Annotated in this window: 17 protein-coding genes and 1 tRNA gene; 12 read left to right on the forward strand and 6 right to left on the reverse strand. The window is 55.6% G+C overall.

Going from position 1 to position 19,925, the window contains the following annotated elements; all coding sequences use genetic code 11:
* Nucleotides 1-19 precede the first annotated feature (19 nt).
* The 4 genes from AC2FLE_RS19005 to AC2FLE_RS19020 all read left to right on the forward strand — a co-directional run bounded on the left by AC2FLE_RS19005 (nucleotide 20) and on the right by AC2FLE_RS19020 (nucleotide 4,719).
* Nucleotides 20-895, forward strand: a complete 876-nt coding sequence (locus tag AC2FLE_RS19005; protein ID WP_496698996.1) for a LysR family transcriptional regulator — start codon at nucleotides 20-22, stop codon at nucleotides 893-895.
* Nucleotides 896-1,038: 143 nt separating this feature from the next.
* Nucleotides 1,039-2,841, forward strand: a complete 1,803-nt coding sequence (gene ade / locus AC2FLE_RS19010) for an adenine deaminase (protein WP_496698998.1) — start codon at nucleotides 1,039-1,041, stop codon at nucleotides 2,839-2,841.
* Nucleotides 2,838-4,301, forward strand: a complete 1,464-nt coding sequence (locus AC2FLE_RS19015; protein ID WP_496699000.1) for an AMP nucleosidase — start codon at nucleotides 2,838-2,840, stop codon at nucleotides 4,299-4,301. Before ade ends, AC2FLE_RS19015 begins: the two co-directional genes overlap by 4 nt.
* Before the next feature lie 130 nt (nucleotides 4,302-4,431).
* Nucleotides 4,432-4,719, forward strand: coding sequence for an HU family DNA-binding protein (locus tag AC2FLE_RS19020; protein ID WP_142637567.1), 288 nt, complete (start codon nucleotides 4,432-4,434; stop codon nucleotides 4,717-4,719).
* A gap of 492 nt (nucleotides 4,720-5,211) precedes the next feature.
* On the opposite strand, the gene AC2FLE_RS19025 is transcribed toward AC2FLE_RS19020, so the two are convergent.
* A complete protein-coding gene (locus AC2FLE_RS19025) occupies nucleotides 5,212-6,306 on the reverse strand; it encodes a tyrosine-type recombinase/integrase (RefSeq protein ID WP_496699002.1) in 1,095 nt (364 codons plus the stop codon).
* A gap of 253 nt (nucleotides 6,307-6,559) precedes the next feature.
* Between AC2FLE_RS19025 and AC2FLE_RS19030 the strand changes: the two genes are divergently transcribed.
* The 7 genes from AC2FLE_RS19030 (at nucleotide 6,560) to AC2FLE_RS19060 (ending at nucleotide 15,222) form a co-directional block, all read left to right on the forward strand.
* Nucleotides 6,560-7,096, forward strand: coding sequence for a helix-turn-helix domain-containing protein (locus AC2FLE_RS19030; RefSeq protein WP_496699004.1), 537 nt, complete (start codon nucleotides 6,560-6,562; stop codon nucleotides 7,094-7,096).
* A 4-nt stretch (nucleotides 7,097-7,100) separates the two neighbouring features.
* Complete coding sequence (locus AC2FLE_RS19035) at nucleotides 7,101-7,397, forward strand: hypothetical protein (RefSeq protein ID WP_496699006.1); 297 nt, start codon at nucleotides 7,101-7,103, stop codon at nucleotides 7,395-7,397.
* Nucleotides 7,398-7,401: 4 nt separating this feature from the next.
* Nucleotides 7,402-8,301 carry an HNH endonuclease gene (locus AC2FLE_RS19040; RefSeq protein WP_496699008.1) on the forward strand — a complete coding sequence of 300 codons (900 nt, stop codon included), beginning with the start codon at nucleotides 7,402-7,404 and terminating at the stop codon, nucleotides 8,299-8,301.
* On the forward strand, nucleotides 8,301-9,083 hold the full coding sequence (locus AC2FLE_RS19045) for a DUF3800 domain-containing protein (RefSeq protein WP_496699010.1): 783 nt from the start codon (nucleotides 8,301-8,303) through the stop codon (nucleotides 9,081-9,083). The genes AC2FLE_RS19040 and AC2FLE_RS19045 overlap by 1 nt, the downstream gene beginning before the upstream one ends.
* Before the next feature lie 178 nt (nucleotides 9,084-9,261).
* On the forward strand, nucleotides 9,262-10,206 hold the full coding sequence (locus AC2FLE_RS19050) for a toll/interleukin-1 receptor domain-containing protein (protein WP_496699012.1): 945 nt from the start codon (nucleotides 9,262-9,264) through the stop codon (nucleotides 10,204-10,206).
* Nucleotides 10,207-10,444: 238 nt separating this feature from the next.
* Nucleotides 10,445-10,900 (forward strand): hypothetical protein, encoded by a 456-nt coding sequence (locus AC2FLE_RS19055; protein ID WP_496699013.1) that lies wholly within the window; start codon nucleotides 10,445-10,447, stop codon nucleotides 10,898-10,900.
* Entirely contained in the window at nucleotides 10,897-15,222 is a 4,326-nt protein-coding gene (locus tag AC2FLE_RS19060; protein ID WP_496699014.1) for an NACHT domain-containing protein, read from the forward strand. Before AC2FLE_RS19055 ends, AC2FLE_RS19060 begins: the two co-directional genes overlap by 4 nt.
* Before the next feature lie 131 nt (nucleotides 15,223-15,353).
* On the opposite strand, the gene AC2FLE_RS19065 is transcribed toward AC2FLE_RS19060, so the two are convergent.
* The 5 genes from AC2FLE_RS19065 to AC2FLE_RS19085 form a co-directional block, all read right to left on the reverse strand.
* The gene (locus AC2FLE_RS19065) at nucleotides 15,354-15,644 is read right to left on the reverse strand and encodes a hypothetical protein (protein ID WP_496699015.1); all 291 of its coding nucleotides are present in this window, start codon (nucleotides 15,642-15,644) and stop codon (nucleotides 15,354-15,356) included.
* 29 nt (nucleotides 15,645-15,673) lie between these two features.
* Nucleotides 15,674-17,230, reverse strand: coding sequence for a relaxase family protein (locus AC2FLE_RS19070; protein ID WP_496699016.1), 1,557 nt, complete (start codon nucleotides 17,228-17,230; stop codon nucleotides 15,674-15,676).
* Nucleotides 17,227-17,697: a plasmid mobilization protein gene (locus AC2FLE_RS19075; protein ID WP_496699018.1), complete on the reverse strand. Its 471-nt coding sequence runs from the start codon at nucleotides 17,695-17,697 to the stop codon at nucleotides 17,227-17,229. The genes AC2FLE_RS19070 and AC2FLE_RS19075 overlap by 4 nt, the downstream gene beginning before the upstream one ends.
* Nucleotides 17,694-18,551, reverse strand: a complete 858-nt coding sequence (locus AC2FLE_RS19080) for a hypothetical protein (protein ID WP_496699019.1) — start codon at nucleotides 18,549-18,551, stop codon at nucleotides 17,694-17,696. Before AC2FLE_RS19080 ends, AC2FLE_RS19075 begins: the two co-directional genes overlap by 4 nt.
* Nucleotides 18,552-18,706: 155 nt before the next feature.
* Nucleotides 18,707-18,783, reverse strand: a tRNA-Arg gene (locus AC2FLE_RS19085).
* A gap of 115 nt (nucleotides 18,784-18,898) precedes the next feature.
* Between AC2FLE_RS19085 and AC2FLE_RS19090 the strand changes: the two genes are divergently transcribed.
* Nucleotides 18,899-19,924, forward strand: coding sequence for a LacI family DNA-binding transcriptional regulator (locus AC2FLE_RS19090; RefSeq protein WP_496690504.1), 1,026 nt, complete (start codon nucleotides 18,899-18,901; stop codon nucleotides 19,922-19,924).
* Nucleotide 19,925 lies beyond the last annotated feature (1 nt).

Raw genomic sequence — 19,925 nt, forward strand, 5'->3', positions numbered from 1 at the left:
TAATGGCCAGGTTATGCCCATGCAAAAACAGCTGCCCCCGTTGGGTTGGCTTCGGACTTTCGAGGCCGCGGCCCGCCATTTGTCCTTTACCGCGGCAGCGCGCGATCTAAACATGACACAAAGTGCAGTCAGCCAGCAAATCAAGTCGCTTGAGGCCTATCTTGGCCAACCGCTTTTCCTGCGCCGTCCCCGCGCACTTGAATTGACCGGGGCCGGGATCAGCTATCTCCCTGTCGTGCGTGAGGCATTTCGCACATTACTGCGCGGAACGCGGGCCGTGACTGGGGCCCAGCAGAACGCGGTGCAGGTACAATGCAACATCACTTTTGCGGTCAACTGGCTGGCCCCCCGCCTTCCAATGTTTCAGGCCGAACACCCGTCTGTACAGCTGAACATATTCACCGAGTTGTGGGAGCCCCGGGAAATGGCGGAGGGGGCTGCGGTAGAAATTCGATTTTCGCTCAGACCTTCGGACACGGTGCGAACCGAACTGCTGCGATCCGATCATTATTATCCGGTTTGCGCGCCGGGCTATGAGGTGTCGCTGGATACACTACAGCGAATCCCCTTGTATGACTGCTCAAACCTGCTGTCGAATTGGCAGAATTGGATCGAAGATCAGGGTCTAATTTGGGAAAATCCTCCGATCACATATTCCACCACCTATCTGGTCAGCCTGTCGGTTGCGATGGCCGGGGGTGGCTTGTGCCTGACGCATGACACAATCGCGCGCGACTTGATTGATGAAGGTCGATTGGTTGCACCATTCGAATATCGCGCAGTTGTACCAGAGGCCTATTACCTGTTGCTGTCGCCTCAGGCAGAAGAGTCACCAGGAGCGATTGCCTTTGCCGAATGGGTCCGGCGCGAGATTGCGAAAACGTTCCCTGGCTAGGCCGTGGCTCTCCTGCCTAGCATAGCGGCTCTTACGGGACCTTCACGGGGCTAGGCACAACAGCGCTGACGCGCTGCATGACGGAATCATGATAACTGCCGAGCAGGGGTTGCACCTTTCCGTGCGTTCGGGAAAGTTGGGCCATGGAATTCACACCTTTCCCAAGCTGGCCCGATACCGCCCCCCGTCTGATCGCTGTCGCCGCAGGGCGTCAAGCCGCTGACCTTGTTGTCCGCAGCGGGATCTGGGTTAACGTGCACAGCCGCGAAGCCCTGCCCGATCATGACATCGCGATTGTCGATGGACGTATCGCCTATGTTGGCCCCGATGCTTCGCACTGCGTCGGCCCGAACACCCGGATCATCGAGGCAAAGGGGCGGTATATGCTGCCCGGCCTGTGCGACGGGCATATGCATATCGAATCAGGAATGCTGACCCCGGCCGAATTTGCGGGGGCCGTTATCCCTCATGGCACGACAAGCATGTTCACTGACCCGCACGAAATAGCCAACGTGCTGGGCCTGGACGGCGTTCGTATGATGCATGACGAGGCGCTGATGCAGCCCGTTAACATTTTCACCCAGATGCCTTCTTGCGCGCCATCGGCGCCAGGGCTTGAGACCACCGGTTATGAGATCACCCCCGAAGACGTGGCCGAGGCGATGAACTGGCCGGGCATCATCGGACTGGGCGAGATGATGAATTTCCCAGGCGTCATTCATGGCGATCCCAAGATGCTGGCCGAGATTGCCGCGACCCAACGGGCAGGGAAAACCGTTGGCGGGCACTATGCTTCGCCTGATTTAGGGCCTGATTTCGCAGCTTATGTCGCAGGCGGCCCTGCCGACGACCACGAAGGCACCTGCGAGGCCGATGCCATCGCGCGGGTGCGTCAAGGGATGCGGTCGATGATGCGATTGGGATCGGCCTGGTATGACGTGGAAACTCAGATCACCGCCATCACCGAGAAAGGGCTGGATCCGCGCAACTTCATCCTGTGCACAGATGATTGCCATTCTGGTACCCTGGTCAATGAAGGGCATATGAACCGCGTGGTGCGCCATGCGATTGCCTGCGGCTGTGATCCGTTGATCACGTTGCAGATGGCGACCATCAACACAGCCACGCATTTCGGGTTGGAGCGCGATATCGGCTCGATCACGCCCGGGCGCCGGGCGGATATCATCCTCAGCTCGGACCTGAAGGACCTGCCCATCGAGCTTGTCATAGCGCGCGGCCAAATCGTGGCTGAGGACGGCAAGATCACTGTGGACTGCCCGCATCTGAATTGGCCTGCAGCCGCTCGAAACACCGTGCATCTGGGCCATGCCCTGACCAGCGCGGATTTTCAGATCGAGGCCCCCAAAGGGGCGAACCGCGTTCAGGCCAATGTGATTGGTGTGGTCGAAAACCAGGCCCCGACCAAAGCGTTAAAGGCCGAACTGCCCATCATTGGCGGCCTGGTCGAAGCCGAGGGTGAGGTCTGCCAGATTGCGCTTGTCGAACGCCACCGCGCAACGGGCGGGGTCACAAACGCCTTTGTCTCGGGGTTTGGATATCAGGGGCGCATGGCAATGGCTTCGACCGTGGCCCACGACAGTCACCATATGATTGTTGTTGGGACCGACCGCGAACAGATGGCCCTTGCCGCAAATCGGCTAGCCGAGATCGGCGGTGGCATCACCATTTTCCGAGACGGTGAGGAACTGGCGCTGGTGGAACTGCCCATCGCTGGACTGATGTCTGATAGCCCGGCAGCCGAAGTGGCCGCCAAGGCCGAACAAATGGTTCGGGCGATGCAGGCCTGTGGCTGTAAACTGAACAACGCCTATATGCAGCACTCATTGCTGGCCCTGGTGGTGATCCCTGAATTGCGGATCTCGGATGTCGGGCTGGTGGATGTGCGCAAATTTGAAAAGATCGATCTTTTGGAACCCCTTGCATGACAATAATACGAGCACCTAAGGCCCCCGCGCCCGAGAACTTCACCGATCCCGCAGCCGCGGTCGCAAGGTTGGAAGAACTGTACGAGCAAGCCACCAGCTTCCTGTGCGAGAACTTTGCCAATGTGATCGAGCACGGAGCACCAACTGAACGCTTCAGAGCCTATTACCCGGAAATTCGCATCAAAACCTCCTCCTATGCGCGGGTCGACAGCCGGCTAAGTTTCGGTCACGTCTCGGAACCGGGCATCCATTCGACCACTGTAACGCGGCCAGATCTGTTCCGGTCCTATTTGACCCAACAGATTGCCCTGCTGATCAGAAACCATGACCAGCCGGTCACGATCGGGGCCTCGGACACACCCATTCCGGTTCATTTCGCCGTGGCCAACAATCCTGATCTGATCGTTCCGCATCAGGGCGCCGCCGGATTTACCCTGCGCGATGTATTCGACGTACCGGACCTGACAACCACCCATGACGACATCGTCAATGGCGTCCATGACCACGAGGAAGAAGACGGCCCTCTGTCTTTGTTTACTGCGCAAAGGGTCGACTATTCACTGGCCCGGCTGGCGCATTACACTGCGACTGATCCCAGTCATTTCCAGAACCATGTGCTGTTCACCAACTATCAGTTCTACGTCTCGGAATTCGAAAACTATGCACGCGCGCAGCTGGCCGATCCAGACAGTGGCTATACCAGCTTTGTCTCGACCGGAAATGTCGAGATCACCACCGAAGGCGGAGTGCTGGAACAACCCCTGAAGCTGCCGCAGATGCCGACCTATCACCTAAAGCGGGCGGATGGATCGGGTATCACGCTGGTCAACATCGGCGTCGGTCCGTCGAACGCCAAAACCGCGACCGATCATATCGCCGTGTTACGCCCGCATGCCTGGCTGATGGTTGGCCACTGTGCCGGGCTGCGCAACACACAGGCATTGGGCGATTTTGTTCTGGCCCATGCCTATCTGCGCGAAGACAAGGTTCTGGATGATGACCTGCCGGTCTGGGTGCCGATTCCGCCTTTGGCCGAGATTCAGGTTGCGCTGGAACAGGCTGTAGCCGAGGTCACCGAGCTGGAAGGTTATGAGCTGAAACGGGTCATGCGCACAGGCACCGTCGCTTCGGTCGATAACCGCAACTGGGAACTGCGCGACCAGTCCGGCCCGGTACAGCGGCTCAGCCAATCACGGGCAATCGCGCTGGATATGGAAAGCGCGACCATTGCCGCCAACGGCTATCGGTTCCGTGTTCCCTATGGCACGTTGCTCTGTGTTTCAGACAAGCCGCTGCACGGCGAATTAAAGCTTCCTGGCATGGCCTCTGCCTTCTATACCACGCAGGTCAGCCGCCATCTCGCGATCGGAATTCGTGCAATGGAGCACCTGAGGGGCATGCCGCTGGAGCGCCTGCACAGCCGGAAATTGCGTTCCTTTGATGAAACGGCCTTTCTCTGAAGCAAAAAAGCAACGAATTCCCCCTATTTTTAGGGTTTTCGACGCTACTATTCGTTGTGTTCACCTACAATATCCCGTTACAGTTACGCGGTGAGGCCCTATTTATCGGGCACGTTAAGGAGACCAAGAAATGGCAAAGCCTATGACAAAGACTCAGCTGGTTGCTGCTCTCGCTGAGGAAATGGGAACCGACAAGAAAGCTGCGAACACTGCGCTGGAGGCCATGACCGGCCTGATCACCCGCGAAGTGTCGGCGGGCGGCGCGGTGACCCTGCCTGGTGTCGGCAAAATCTACTGTCGCGAGCGCCCCGAGCGCATGGTGCGTAACCCTGCCACCGGCGAGCAGTTCAAGAAAGAAGCCGACAAAGTGGTCAAAATGACCATTGCGAAGGCGCTGAAGGACAGCGTGAACGGCTGATCCCAGCTTTCACTGCAAAACGATCAAGGGCCGCCGCTTGGGGGCCCTTTTTCTTTTACCCCCCTATTGAAGCCAGTTTTTTGTAAGGCTTTGGAAGGCCGGCCGTGGTCAGCCTGGTGTTATGCAATCTGAGATCAGCGAAGAATAAATCTAGCGCCGCGCTCATTAGCTGGGTGCGCAACAGGACCGGTGGCCTAAACTGGCGAATGCCACAAATTCGCGAGGCTGGCCCCGTCACAGAGCAAGAACGGACAATATCCGGTCGACTTTCGGACCAGTAATTTGTTTTGCCGCACTCGCCCCAAAAGAAGTTCATTCTCGGCGATGGATATTTTGATTGGCTCATCCGAACCAATTTTTAGTCATGTGTCACCTTTCGAAGCGAGTGAACTGTCTAAAGTATGGAAAATAAATGATTTCATTAGATATCTTGGCGACCCCGGCAGGATTCGAACCTGCAACCTGCCCCTTAGGAGGGAACAGTTCATAGCGTTATTCCTTCTTTGATTTCTGTTGTTTGGGTGTTTGTACAGCGTCATCCTGTACGTGGTTTGTACGAAAACGGGCCCTGACATCGGCCTCATCGGTCTCTGCATGGGCATAAATACGCATAGGTAAATTAGGGTCGGACCAACGCCCGGCCTTAGCTGCGGTGACCGGATCAACGCCTTGTCTGACCACCAATTCAGTGAAGAACCCATGTCGCCCAGCGGGGTGCGCTGACAGGTACGGAATACCCGCGCGCTTGCAGATCGTCTTCCAGCGTGTGTTGTAACCGGTAGAGCTGCCATAGCCGAAAACGCGCGCTTTCATCAGCTTGCCGGTCTTGCGGTTCTTGGGGCGCTTCGGCGGCAACGCGAGCAGCTCGTCCATCATCTGAGGCGAGACCGTGATCCAACTTTCCGGATGCCCCTTCTGCGCTTTCACGCGAACTTTGTTCTCATACGGCCTTAGGTCATCAGGCTCCAATGACACGGCCTGATCAATCCGTGCCGCCGTTTCGAACATGAAACGGACCAACGCGGCATTGTACGGATCGGCGGCGCGGCAAAATGCCTCGATCCATTCCTTGTCAGCTGGCGTGCGCTCGACGCGGCTAAGCTTCCCGCGCCGCTTGTCTTGAGCGATCCGCTCGAACTTGTCGTAGGGCTTCACGCGGATCAGCGGCGTACCTTCCAACTCGTGCGCATTGTTGATCACCGCACTCGCGGGCGTCACGATTTCACGCCACCAGGTATCGGTCGACGCCTTGGGTTTCAGCTTCGGCCCAAGGCTCTTCAATAGCGCGCCAGAAATCGCGCCTAGCGAAAGGTCGCCGATTGCCTCGACAATCGGGATCAACTGCTTCGCAGCCTTGGGCGACGCGTTGTAGAGCATGATTGCATCAGAGAACGTCTTGCTCGGTTCGTCGCCCACGACGTAGCGACGGATCTGGCGTTCAGTCTCATGGTTTATCCAGTCCCGTGCGCCCTCTTCTGTAGATGCCTTAGTGCTTCGCCGGTATGGGCCGGCGATTGGCCTGCCGTTGTATTCAATCCACCCCTTGGCCCAGTAGACACGGCCCCTCTTGTAAATTTGGAGCGGCATGACTGGCCTCCTTCAAAAATCGTATCAATCTGCGCGGGCGTGATCAGCATGGTTCGCCCAAGGCGATAGAATGCGCCCGTCTCATTTGCTCGCTCGCGCAACGTGCGTTCCGAAATATCGATCCCCATCCCGGCCATGACTTCGACCCACTGCGCGGGTGTTTTCCCAAGCCCCAGGATCTGAGAGCTGTCTGAATAGTTGGTCTCGGCCATTTCAGTCGTCCTTGTCCGCTTAAGTTGAATCGGTGATGCGCATGGAATCGCTTGTTCTGCACCTTCTGACGTGGTCAGATGTGATTAACTGTAAATGTTCGTCATTTTTTGCAAAGTTCGCGAATTTCGACGAAGTAGTCAATTGGAAAATGTCGATGCCGCAGAAACATGCTGATCTTTTTGCTGCAATGGGTGCTCGTCTCACCATTGCTCGCAATGAAATCGGCTTCTCACAAGCGGCTATGGCGGAAGCTATCGGCGTCTCACCGCGCGCGTATCACAGCTACGAAAAGGGCCAGCGTGGGATGCCTGTAGAAGCCCTAGTCGCGATGGGTGAACGGTTCGAGGTGGACGTGCCGTGGCTACTACTGGGCACCAAATCAATTCGGGCCGGGCATGATTTCGAAGCGCTCAAACACATTGAAAGCTCGCTGGATAAGCACCTCAACGAAGCGGGTATAAAAATCAAAAGCGAAAAGCGCGGGGCTATCGTCGCCCGTTGGTATCAATCGCATGTCGAAGGCCGTGAAGTGACGGATGATGACGTGCACACATGGATCGAGCTGGTAAGGGAGTAATCTAGTGAACAAGACAAGCAAACGCTGGAACATGTTGCGACATTCGGTCTTGGAGCGCACCCGTCGTGAGGTGATTGAACCTTTTGGCCCGCTTTACCTGATCTTCCTGGGAACCAGTGTGTTCTACCTGATTGGTTTGGGGCGACTATCATTGGCACAACAGACCGCCGAATACTCGGTTTTGGCCACCATCATGATTTTTGCCATCGCAGCGGCTGGCTTAGCACTTCCATTTTTGACAGGTGCGGTGCTGACCCTACGCGCGGCCGATCGAAAACTGGAACGCCTCCAACGTGGGTGAACCGATGGCCTTCGGTATCTTCATCCATCGCAGCGACTCGATCTACGACGACATTCCCTCGGAGCGGTATCAGTTTCCCAAACAATATCTTTCGCGTGCCCAGCAGTGCGAAGGGGATTGGATCGTCTACCTAGAGCCAAGCAAGGTCAAAGAGACCAAAGGCTATTTTGCTGTCGCTAAGGTCCAGGAGATCATTCCGGATCCTAGGAAGCCGGATATGTTCTTGGCGGCAATAGAGCCAGGAACGTATCTTGATTTCGGCGACCCTGTTTCATTCCGAGACGAGAATTCAATCATTGAAAGAGGATTGCTGAATGATCAAGGCAAGATATCCGGACGAGCGCAAGCCGCAGTAAGAACCCTTTCAGCTGAAGACTTTGCCCGAATAGTCGAACGTGGTCTTGGACGAGATGAAGACATCTTGCCTCGCGTGGGCGACACGATGCAGTTGCCAGGGTTTCAAGACGCGCCAACACCTTTTCAACACATGCCCGCACGGGAACGCGTCAACCAGCTGACCAATCGCGCGGTTCGCGACCGCAATTTCAGAAAGAACGTCCTGCGCGCCTACGGCGAGCGCTGCGCCATCACTGGTTTACGTCTGATCAATGGCGGTGGCCGAGCTGAAGTAGAAGCCGCTCATATCAGACCTGTCGAGCATGACGGCCCCGACATTGTTAGTAACGGTCTCGCCTTGTCCGGGACTGCACACTGGATGTTTGATCGGGGTCTCGTTGGGTTAGCTGACGACCTGACTATTCTGGTTTCCCGTCAAAGCAACGATATCGAAGCCGTGACGTCGATGATCAACTCGTCCGGAAAGGTCTTGGTGCCGGACCGCCTCGCCAACCAGCCAAGGACTGAGTTTGTAACCTGGCACAGAGAGAATTGTTTTAAGCAGTAATGGCCTATCTATTTTTGGACGACAGTAAGCACCATAGATCCGGGTTTTCACTTGCAGCTTTTGCCATATGTGAAGCGGATCCCTCAGCGGAAATGGGCAGCCTTTTTCGAAAGCACGGCTTCGACCCGAGTATGTTCGAGTTCAAATCTTCAGCGACAATGAAAGATGACCGTGATCTTCAAGCGCTGCGAAACAGTTTGAAAAGTTTTATCACGCGAAACTGCAAAATGGCTTTGTGCGTTGTAGACAGCACAGATGACGTCAGAAAGTTAGGCTCTGCTTCTCTGGCGCTTTTGCGTAACGCATTGAAGCATCCCCGGCTCGTGGGTAGGCAGCATGAGGTCTTCTTTGATGAAGGTCTCTTCAAGCAGAAAAGTGCGGCTGAGGCTTTAGTTGCAGGCGACGCGGAACTCGCAGGCTGCAACTTCCACTTTGAACAAGATTCCAAGGAAATAATGGGTATCCAGCTGGCCGACATCATGGCCCATACATGCAGCATAATGCTGTTGGAAGCACTCGGTGACATTACCAAAAAGGTGATCGTCAGCGCTCCTGGGGACAGCGTATATGATGGTCTCGAGGTCGAACTTGGCTTCGAGATGTGGGCCGGAATCCGCTACGCATTTCTTAGCCGGAACAAGCCGTACCCAAAAGACGATTTCGACCTAGCGAACGTCGACGTATATCCTTGGGGGCTATTCATTGATGAGAACGTCAACGAGCGAATTGCTCCTATAGCAATGGACCGTTTTGGGGAGAACTACTTGGGTTGTATTCACTGACGGACCAGACCTGCCTTTGGTTTTGATAACTCGCGCTCCGCTGCAGCTCAATAAGAGCAGATATTGGTTGGGACGTGATACCCCACTTGCGAATTGCGCAGCAGCTCACGAAACTTAGTTGCCGACTTGGACCCGGCTATATAAAATAGAACAAAATACAAACATTTCGAGCAAACACATGAGAGCTTTCATTTCTTACTCCCACCGAGATGCAGACGCGCTTGACCGCCTGCATGTTCATCTTGCGAACCTTCAGCGGGAAGGTCGGATCGAAACATGGTACGACCGCGATATCTTGGCGGGTGAGGTTTTAGACGATGAAATCGGCGAAGAGTTGGAGGCGGCTGAGCTTTTCCTACTGATGGTTAGCCCCGACTTCATCGCGTCCAACTATTGTGTCGAACGAGAGATGCAACGAGCCTTGGAGCGGCATGAAGCACGCGAGGCACGGGTTGTCCCCGTCATCGTCGAACCATGCGACTGGGCTGCAATGCCTCAGCTCCGACGGTTGAAAGCGGTGCCGAAGGACGGTCTGCCGATCTCGGATTGGACAAACGCGAATACTGCGTACCTAGATGTCATTCAGGAAATTCGCCGGATAGTCGATGCAGGTGCTTCGAATGCGCTCGATTCAACCGCTGATGAAACAGCGCCAGCGTCAACACAGCAAGTCGCGCCCCGCTATCGCGTTCAACGCGACTTTGACGAAATCGACCACAGCGAATATCGCGACGCAGCGTTCGATACGATCAGGGAATATTTCAAACGGGCGATTGGCGAGATAGATGCAGTCGATGGGTTGCGGGGCCGATTTGTAGACCGAGGCGCGAACTCCTTTGGCAGCACCGTTGTCAATCGTGGCCGGCAGCAAGGAACGGCGCACATAACAGTGCACAGCCGAAACGCGGGGTTCGCGTTGGGCGACATCTATTTTTCTTTCAATGAGAACGCAGCAGACAATACGGCAAACGGCGGCTTCAACGTCTCGTCCGACGAATACGAACAGTTCCTTGTGGTGACAATGTCGATGTTCGGGAATGAAACTGACCGGCTAAATCCTGAGCAAGCTGCAGAGTACTTATGGAGCCAGTTTATTGAGCAAGCAGGCATCAGTCATGCCTGAACGTGCTCGCTTTCGCTGCAACAATTGCGGTCACCGTTTCGAATCCGCGGTGCTCAGCAAGAACGAGCAACGTGAAGCTCTCCGCGATAATCGACCGACCATAGCTGTACATTGTCCAGAGTGCCGTCGAACCGACATTCGAATGGGTTGGGATTAGTAGAGATGCTAAAATCGAAACTGCAGGGCCATTCATGATCATCCCAGCTACCGCCCATGGGTTATTATTCTGAGAGAAAAAATGCTGTCGCCAAGTGAATTCACAGTCGGAAAAGTCGGTATCGCAAAGCCACTCAGCTTGATCCTGCCGACCTCGAAGTATGAGGAAACGTTACTGGTTGGCCAACTCAACGACGTGCCGACGGCGGTTTTTCTTTCAGGGCAGCATAAATCGATGTTCTTCGAGGCCGAAGGCAACGAAAGCTGGGGTGGACTGATCATTCCATCTGTACGAATTGAGATCGATGAGACTAGCTTCGTTGACGAATACTCTTCTGAAGCGCCCATGCTTTCAGTGACTAGGACCGACACAAAACTTGTTGTGGCGGCGAAAGCAGAAAGATCGTTCGGCCGTCAAATCCAAATCACCTTGCACGAAGGGCTGGTTTCATCGGGAGAAGCTAAGGCTAAGTTTGCGAATTGGCAGATTGTTCTTGGGGAGGGTCAAGACAAGCGTGTCTTGTGGACCGCGACATGATCCACGTCCCATTTGAACGTCGTTTTGCACCCCCATCAGAAGAGCGACTGCGCGACCCAGACTACATGTCTATCTGGGGGAGTTATGAGCATGGTTCCCTACGTTGGAGCGACCTCTATGCTCACCGCTGTGTCGTCGTCTTGGGTGAGGGGAAGTGCGGTAAGACCCATGAATTCAAACAGCAAAAGCAAGCGCTCCAGGATCAGGGGCAAGCAGCGTTTTTTGTCCCACTTGAATTGCTTCAAGACGGAGAGTTTTTGGACTCAATCACCGCGGAAGAAGAGCAAGAATTTCAGCACTGGTTAGAGGCATCTGACGCAGAGGCAGTGTTCTTCTTGGACGCGGTCGACGAGTTGAAGTTGCGTAAGGGCACGCTGCGGCGTGCATTGCGAAAAATTCAGACTGCTATCGGAGCGCAGACACACCGGGCGCGCTTCTTCGTTTCATGTCGACCAAATGATTGGACTGACGAGCTGGATTTTCAGGTTGTGACCGCTTTGGTTGCGCCGAGAGAAAGAGCCGCCGAGGTTACTGAAGCTCCTGCAGGTGAAGAAGTTTTCACGGCAGTGATTGCACGAGATGGCGGCCCACCCCCTAGTGATGGGGAGGAGGAGGCCGGCGGTAGGGAGGAACCTGTAAAGGTTCTCGCGCTTTTGCCGTTATCTAGAAATGAGATCGTTGAATTTGCGCGTCTCTACGCGGCAGATCACGCTAATGCCTTTGCCCAGCACTTAGAGGAAAAAGAGCTGTGGCACCTCTACCAATTGCCTGCGGACATCATGGCTGCGCTTGATCAGTTGGCGGCGGAAGGACATCTGGGCAACCTTCAAGAACAATTGGTCTTTGGCATTGGCCAACGGCTTCGCGAAACCTCTGACAAAAAGCGTAACGATCTAACCGTGGAAAAAGGCATGGAAGGGGCGGAGCGGATTGCGCTTGCGCTATTTCTCATGAAGCGCAGGTCAATCTACTTTGCAGCGCCTGGGGGTGACGAAGAGGGGGTCAGTGTAGCCGACATCTTGCCGGGTTGGTCGCACGATGAGCAGGTCGAGTTGCTTGGCAAGTCCTTGTTTGACCCCACAGGCGTCGGTGCTGTGCGCTTTCATCATCGATCCACGCAAGAGTTCTTGGCCGCACAACGCCTTCAGAAGTTGCGTGAGCAAGGTCTTGCGACAAGCGACCTCCATCACCTGTTGTTCGCGATCGTCGGACAAGAGCGCGTGATAGTCCCAAGTATGGAACCTTTGGTGGCTTGGTTGGCACTGTGGAACCCCGACGTTCTGACTGAGGTAAAAGAGCGGAACCCTCTCTTACTTTTCCGCCAGGGAATACCTGCGATTCTAAGCCTCGAACTGCGCGCGGAACTGTTACGCAGGTTCGTTGAGCGATATTCTGGTAGCGACTGGCGCAGGGTCGGCGTTGGGCACACTGAGCTAAAGCGCGTGTCGACACCGGAGCTGGCGCCGCTGGTGCAAGAGTTGTGGGACCAAGCCTATACAGGTCACGACACGCGAGAGCTACTTCTCGAAATGGTGTACCTGACGCCAATGGCCGATTGTGCCGATTTGGCGTTTCAAGCGGCCTTCGATGAGAACTTGGATTACCACCATCGGACATACGCTGTCTGGGCAGTTCTTAGATGTGGAAGCAATCAGCAGAAACGCGAGATCGGGACTAGCATGGTGGCGGGCAATTGGCCCGAACGGGTTGTGCGCAATGTGCTGCCTGATCTTTTTCCTGAAGCAATTGAACTGGCGGAGTTTCTGGCTCTTGCAAGATCGCTGAACGAAGTACCGCGTTCCGTTCATGGTTTGGGCTATGCGCTGCTTCAGGCAATCAAGTCGGATGCCATGAGCGCAGAGCAAAAGGTCCAAGTCAGGGACGACCTGGTCGACGCAATTTGGGCGAACCGCACCGAGGGAAGTCGCGTCTACCAAGCGCATTCAAGCTATGATCACTTCGTCGATCCCGTGATAACGGCTTGTCATCTCACACCGCCGAGTACCGTTGAAGCGATCGCAAATTGGGCGTGGAGCGTGGCGGTCGCATTTCATTTTGGTGAACGCCGCAACAGCATTATTGCAAAAGACGAGACCGAAGAGCTGAGAGGGTTGTTGTCGCGCGATGTAGGACTGCGTGAGGCTTATTTTTGGACGTGCTTTGAGCTTGCGGAAGCACTCGAAGCACCTGAGAACGATAGGCAACGAGCATTTCGGACTGACTATGGTGGCACGCTCAGACCGTTCTCAGATGCAGACATTCCTTGGCTTCTTAAGTCTCTCGCGCCCGATGCGATAGCGGAACGGCGTGGGGTGGCGTTTCATATCCTTCGCTCATTCATTTGGGATGGAGAAAACTCCAACCTCGCGGCACAGATTGCGGAACTGGTTGCCGATCGGTCCGACCTGTCTGATGAGCTTCAAAGAACCCTAAACCCTCCACCTCAAGAACCCGACGAGCACGAAATTGAACACCAAAACTGGCAACGGGACCGTGAAATCGAAGAAGGTGAGCGGCAGGAGGGTTGGAGACAATGGCGTCAGGAGGTTCTTGCTGCCGAAGATCTAATGCTCGGGGAAGCAGATCGAGAAAACACGCTGTACAGCCTACACAATGTCATGCAGCACACGGAACTCGACCACAATACGTGGGGTTATTGGGATGCACAGTTTGTTGAGACAGCGTTTTCTCCGGATTTTCTCGCCAGAGTAAGGGAAGGTCTGTCTGAGTTCTGGCGGCGCACCGACGTATCGCTGTTCAGTGAGCGCGCAGAAGAAGATCGGAATAGCTATTCAGCCTCCAGCCTGATGGCACTTGCTGCGCTCAAATGTGAGGCTGAGACCGAGAATTGGGCCGAAGCCCTTTCGCATGATGAAGCAGTTAGGGCGACGCGTATTTCAACATTGGAACTGAACGGATTCGGAACCTTTCTGTCGCAGCTCGAAATGGCCCAGCCACGCGCCGTCGAGGAAGTCGTTGGAACTGAAATCAACCGACAACTTGTAAACCTGATGGATGTAGGACGTGCGCCCATTTTGCACGACGCACTCCACCATGGCACACCATTCATGCGCGAAATCGCAGCCGCAGCGGCTACAGATAGCCTACCGACATTTGAGAATGCGATGGGGCATAATACCCAGAACGACCTCAAATACGCCTTTGAACTGATTGCTGGCCATGGCACGGAAGAGGCCAATTCGAAAGCCGTTGGAGCGATCCAAAATTATCTCGACACATCCAACCAAATGACTGCTGAAAGCCAGCTGTTCTGGCTGAAAATGTTGACCCAACTGAGCCTGGAGCAAGGGTGCGAATCCGCGCTGGCCGCGACCGCTGACTTATCAACGCAAGAGTCCCGAGAAGCTGCAATTTCAATATTTGCCGCGGTTTTCGGTGATCGCCACTGGGGCGGACAACCGAGTTTTGATGGGGTGGAGAATGGCCGTCGCCTCGATCTGTTGACCCAGCTAGTCATAAGAGCCTACCAAACGGTGCGCCCGCAAGAGGATCAGCATCATGAAGGCACCTTTACGCCGAACACTCGCGACCACGCTGAGGAAGCACGCGGGTACCTTCTGAGCACCCTTACTTCGACGAAGTCGCCGAGAACGCTGTCGGTGCTTTACGAATTGTCCGCAATGCCCGAATTCGCGCATCTGACTGACCGTTTGAAACAGATGGCTACAGAGTTGGCGGCGACCATATCGGAACCCGAGGCAATGAATGCCTCGGTATTCCGAATATTCGACCAAGAGCGAAACTACCGTGCCTATGATGACCCATCGCTATTTGCGGTCATGAATCACAGGCTGGCAGACTTTAAACACCACCTGCTTAACGACGAGCAGACAACTGTAGCGACTTTGCGAAAAGTGGAAGGCGAAACAGAGCTACGTCAATTCCTTTCCTACTGGCTGACCCAAAACGCTCGTGGTGCATACATTGTCACACAAGAAGCCGTGGCAATTGCTGAAAAGCGAACAGATATCCGACTGCACGCAGCCGGTTTGGACCGATACGCATCAATAGAGGCGAAGTTAGATGACGCAAGACATCGATGGAGCGGAAGCCAACTAAGAGATGCTTTGATCGACCAACTCGTGGGGCGCTATCTGAACCACGAGCGATGTCGGGTGGGCTGCCTGTTAATTTGCATGCGCGAAACGCGGCAATGGGAGCACCCGGACACCGGCGAAAGAATGAATTTGGAAACGACGGTCGCCTGGTTGCAAAGCATCGCCAACGCCATCATGGAGGAACGTTCAGAACTGCTGCTTTCAGTCAAAGGAATCGACTACTCGGTTACCGCGAACGAGTAGATACCTACGACGGTCGAGGCGCTATTTGATGTATCCACGTTTTCGATGATCAAAGTCCGCTTTGGAGCTTCCTGAGAGTCGCCGCCGCTCCAGACGGGGGAGTTCACACTCCCTGCCCGCAACGACGCTAGTTAGTCATTTTCCACCACAACCACCTGCCCGACCTCCATCTCTTTCGCATTCAAATCCAACTCGCGGACGATGTACTGGCCGGCACGGCCGGTTATATGGCGACGGTAGGTTTTACCTATTTGGTCGATGAACAGGCAGCGAATGTCACTGTAGTCGCCCCAAACGCCAGCGATAGCCATCAGGGGAACGCTTTTGGGCAAGCGGTCGACCTTATCAAAGTCGCGATAGTCAATGCCGTGATCTAGGGCTTGGCGGAAACCGAGCGTGAATTGGGTGTGGTCGAATTGCATGTGATGCCTTTCTGCGGCTTGGAAATTCGTCAAAGCGAGTGTCCCGCGCTTCGGTGGCTATCTCTCGCATCTAGCTCTCGTTCAGCTGTTTCTCGGCGTCTTTCGCTAACTTCCAGCTGGTCTCTAAACTCGCCTGCAGCGTCTCGTAGTTCTGCTCCTCGCGCAGCAAGTCGGCCAATGTGGTGACGGACGTGAGATGTGATTTCATCAATAGCGCCACGCAATGCGCCAAGCCATTCACCTTGCTTTCGATCTTGCTGGTCGAGCGTTTCTCCAAGGCGTGCAATTCCTTGGCTGAGCTCTCGCAAGCCGTCACCAACCGTTCGACGGATGCGAGCAATTCGCGCTCCAATGCTGTCAGGGATTGCGTCATCTAAGGCTCCTTGATCTCGATGCAGATGATTGGCGTTTGCGCCATCGTGCAGGTCTTCAATTCCGTTCGGTCCGGGTCGAGCGTCACCCAGGTCTTCCCAGCCCGTTCGATCCGCGTTAGGCCAAGCTCCGTCATCTCCGAGCTCTTGATCAAGCCCATCCAAAACCAACTCGCGATCAGCACTGTTACGATCCAGACTGAGACCATCGCCACGATCACCCAAGGTGAGATCGTCAACCAGCGCCTGATCGTCTCGCTCCGCCTCTCCAACTCGCTCCTGCTGTCGCTGAGAAAGAACCTGATATCGGTCTCGATTGTATGCAGCGCGCTGGTCGCAATGCTGCTGAAATCGCTCCTGAAGCTCTCCAACTGAGATGCCATCAAGGCGGCGTGGTCGCTCCGGATCGTCTCCAGGTCCGCGTTCAATTTCTCGGCGAGGCGGTTCGGCTTGCCAGTCGTCATGGAAAATCTCTCCTTTCAATCGCCAGCGTTCGCCGGTGTCGGGGTCTTTGGCGGTGATGTAATTCCTGCTGGCGCGAGGCATCTCGAAACCGGCCTCGGTAAGCGCATCGATCATGCTGGCGCGGTCGGTGATGTTGCCGACGCTGATCTGATCGCGGATCCAGTCGTGTAGCGCTTCGCGCCCCTGTGCGCGGGTTGGGACCTCAACCGTCGCCCTCACTTCGCGGGCGCGTTCAGGCTCCAAAGGGTCTGCCCAACCGTGCGTCTTATTCATGAAATCGCGCAGGCTGGAAAAGGCGTTCTCATGTCCTGGCGGGGCGATGTTCAGAGCCTTGCCGGTGCTGAGTTCGAGACGCGGCGTGCAGAAGTGGAGCTCGACGTTGCCCTCGTGCGTGTGTCGCACCCAGAGGCAGTCGTATTGGTCCCTGTCCAGCCCAGCAAAGGCCAGAGCCTCAAATAGCTCAATGGCCTCTTGCTGGGCGGGGGGACTGGGATCATCGCTCTCAGTGAAGCTGATCACGCCTGCCGTGTAGCTCCATCTGTTGGGGCTCGCATCGATCAGGTCGCGGGTTTGGTCGGGGTTGCCATGCAGCACCTCCGGCAGCGGGTCGCGGATCTTGGTTAATGGCTGGCCGGTGTCGTCGTGGATTAGATTGCGGTTCTCGTCGTAGGCCAGAACTTCGCGCGCGGTTAGGTAGTCCACCGGGGCCGCACCGCCACCGGTCCCAGTGGAGAAGAAGGAAATGATCATTCGTTGCCGCCTGTGTGTGCCGCCACGATCTGCGCCAACTGCCGCTCGATGGTCACCAGCTGAGCAGCAACCTTGAGCGCGTCGATCTGGTTCGCACGGCCGGATTTGACCGCGCCGTTGATCCAGCGGGAGAGCTGATTGAGGTAGCCGCCGACGCGGGCAATGGCGAAGGTCAGCTTCGGATCAACGCGAGGGACAGGCTTGCGCCGGCGTGCCTCGGTCAGCCCCAAGGCCTCGCGCATCAACGTGGCATTGGGCAGGCCAGCGGCGTGTGCCTTGGCCACAAGTGCTGCCTTTTCCGACGGTGTGCATCGAAAGATAACGCTCTCGGAAAGGCCCTCTTTGACGCCGCTTGCGCGCGTCTGGTTGGGGTTTGAAGGGGAGGCTTGCCGCCCCTCACAAGTCCCGCCGATGTAATCGGTGGGTAACCTTGCTCTCTGCTCTTTGTTGGGATCGGTCGCGTTCATGCTCTGAGCCCCGCCGCTTCGATTTCAGCGGGGCTGACCAGGTTTGCAACCAGCAAAGCTGTCACTTGGCCGGGTGTGATGTGGCGGCACAGTGGGTGACGATCTGTCACCCAGTCGGCCAAGCCTTTCAGCAATTCGGCCTCTTTGGCTTTGCCCGCTTCCCACGCTTCCTCGACGTCGTGAAGATATTTCAACCAACGTCCAGATGTGAACCAATTGTCGGAGAAGCACACCTTGGATCGGGTGAAACCTTCGCTCTCGGTCGCATAGGTCCGCACGGCGTCCTCGAGGTCTTTGGCGTCCACGCCGTCGGCCAGCGCTTGGCGAATTTGTGAGAGGCAAACCGCTTTGCTGCGAATGCGATCCTCGGGATAGGCGGACAAAATCTTTTCTGAAATCTCATCCTCCACCGCCGCCCTCGCGTGCGAAGGATTTGGTTTTTGATATGGTTTATATCTGTTCTTATAGGATTTGCCCTCTGGGGCAGATGGCTTGCCCTCAGGGGCAAATGCATCATTTTCCCTTTCGGTCGGATCGATTTGCCCATTTGGGCGAATGGAGTTGCCCAAGGCGTACCAGCAGGTCCGATCATACCGATCATCGCTGAAATTGCCCTTGATAATCAGCTCTGCGCTGATCAGCTTTTCAAGCGCTGTTCGGATCTGCTTTTCGCTCAGATAGGGGAACAACTCACCAAAGGCTGAGATCGAATTGTAAGTCCAATACCGCCCGTCGCGAAGGTTGCGACGGTTGGCTTGGTTCTTCTCGATCCAGAAGGTGATGTTCTGGAAAATCACCGCTGCATTGAGACCGACACGTTCGGCGATTTCGGGATCAAAGCTATGACGGCTCATGATTGTCCCCCGAAATGCGCACAAACGTGCGGATTTTGTACGGGTTTTGTACGAGAAATCGGCCGTTTCAGCCGATTTCGGTCCGAAAGCTGGCGGGACTTTTTGCAGGCTCCTGCACAAAGCCTTGTAAATAATCCATATTTTTCAGGTGATTTTGGCGACCCCGGCAGGATTCGAACCTGCAACCTGCCCCTTAGGAGGGGGCTGCTCTATCCAGTTGAGCCACGGGGCCGCGCAAAACTCTCTGTAACGTGGTTTTTTCGGGTTGTCATCGGCTTTGAAGGGCAGTTGTAAAATGCGTCCTGTTCACGCTACCATCGGACAAAACAACAACGCAGGTGCACCCCGTGACCACAGAAAACAAACGCCCGCTCACCCTTCGTGATGTTTCTGAAGCGTCCGGAGTGTCTGAGATGACGGTCAGCCGGGTTCTGCGCAATCGGGGTGACGTGTCGGATGCGACCCGCACACGCGTTCTGGCCGCAGCAAAAGAGCTGGGATACGTGCCGAACAAAATCGCTGGTGCGCTTGCCTCAAGCCGGGTGAACCTTGTGGCAGTGATCATCCCGTCGCTGTCGAACATGGTGTTCCCCGAGGTGCTGACCGGGATCAATCAGATTCTTGAGGATACCGAGCTACAGCCGGTGGTCGGCGTCACCGATTATTTGCCCGAAAAAGAGGAAAAAGTCCTGTACGAGATGCTCTCGTGGCGGCCCTCGGGCGTGATCATCGCCGGATTGGAACATACCGATGCCGCACGCGCCATGCTGGATTCGGCGGGGATTCCGGTGGTCGAGATCATGGACACCGATGGTAAGCCGGTGGACGCGATGGTCGGGATTTCCCATCGCCGCGCTGGACGTGAGATGGCACAGGCGATCCTGAAAGCGGGCTATGAACATATCGGCTTTATGGGCACCAAAATGCCCCTGGATCACCGCGCTCGGAAACGGTTCGAAGGCTTTACCGAAGTGCTGGGCAAGCATGGGATCGAGATCGAAGACCGCGAGTTTTATTCCGGGGGCTCGGCCTTGGCCAAAGGCCGCGAGATGACTCAAGCCATGTTGGAACGCTCACCGGATCTGGATTTCCTGTATTATTCCAACGACATGATTGGTGCTGGTGGATTGCTGTATCTGTTGGACCAGGGGATAGACATTCCAGGCCAGATCGGTTTGGCAGGGTTCAACAATGTCGAACTGTTACAGGGTCTGCCGCGCAAGCTGGCCACAATGGATGCATGTCGACACGAGATTGGGCGCAAGGCAGCCGAGATAATCGCCGTTCAGCTTTCCGATCCCGCTTCCGAGGTTGAAAACCGCATAACTCTGACCCCCAAGATCAGTTATGGCGATACGCTGAAACGCCGCTGAC

Source organism: Ruegeria sp. CDSA077, assembly GCF_059612265.1.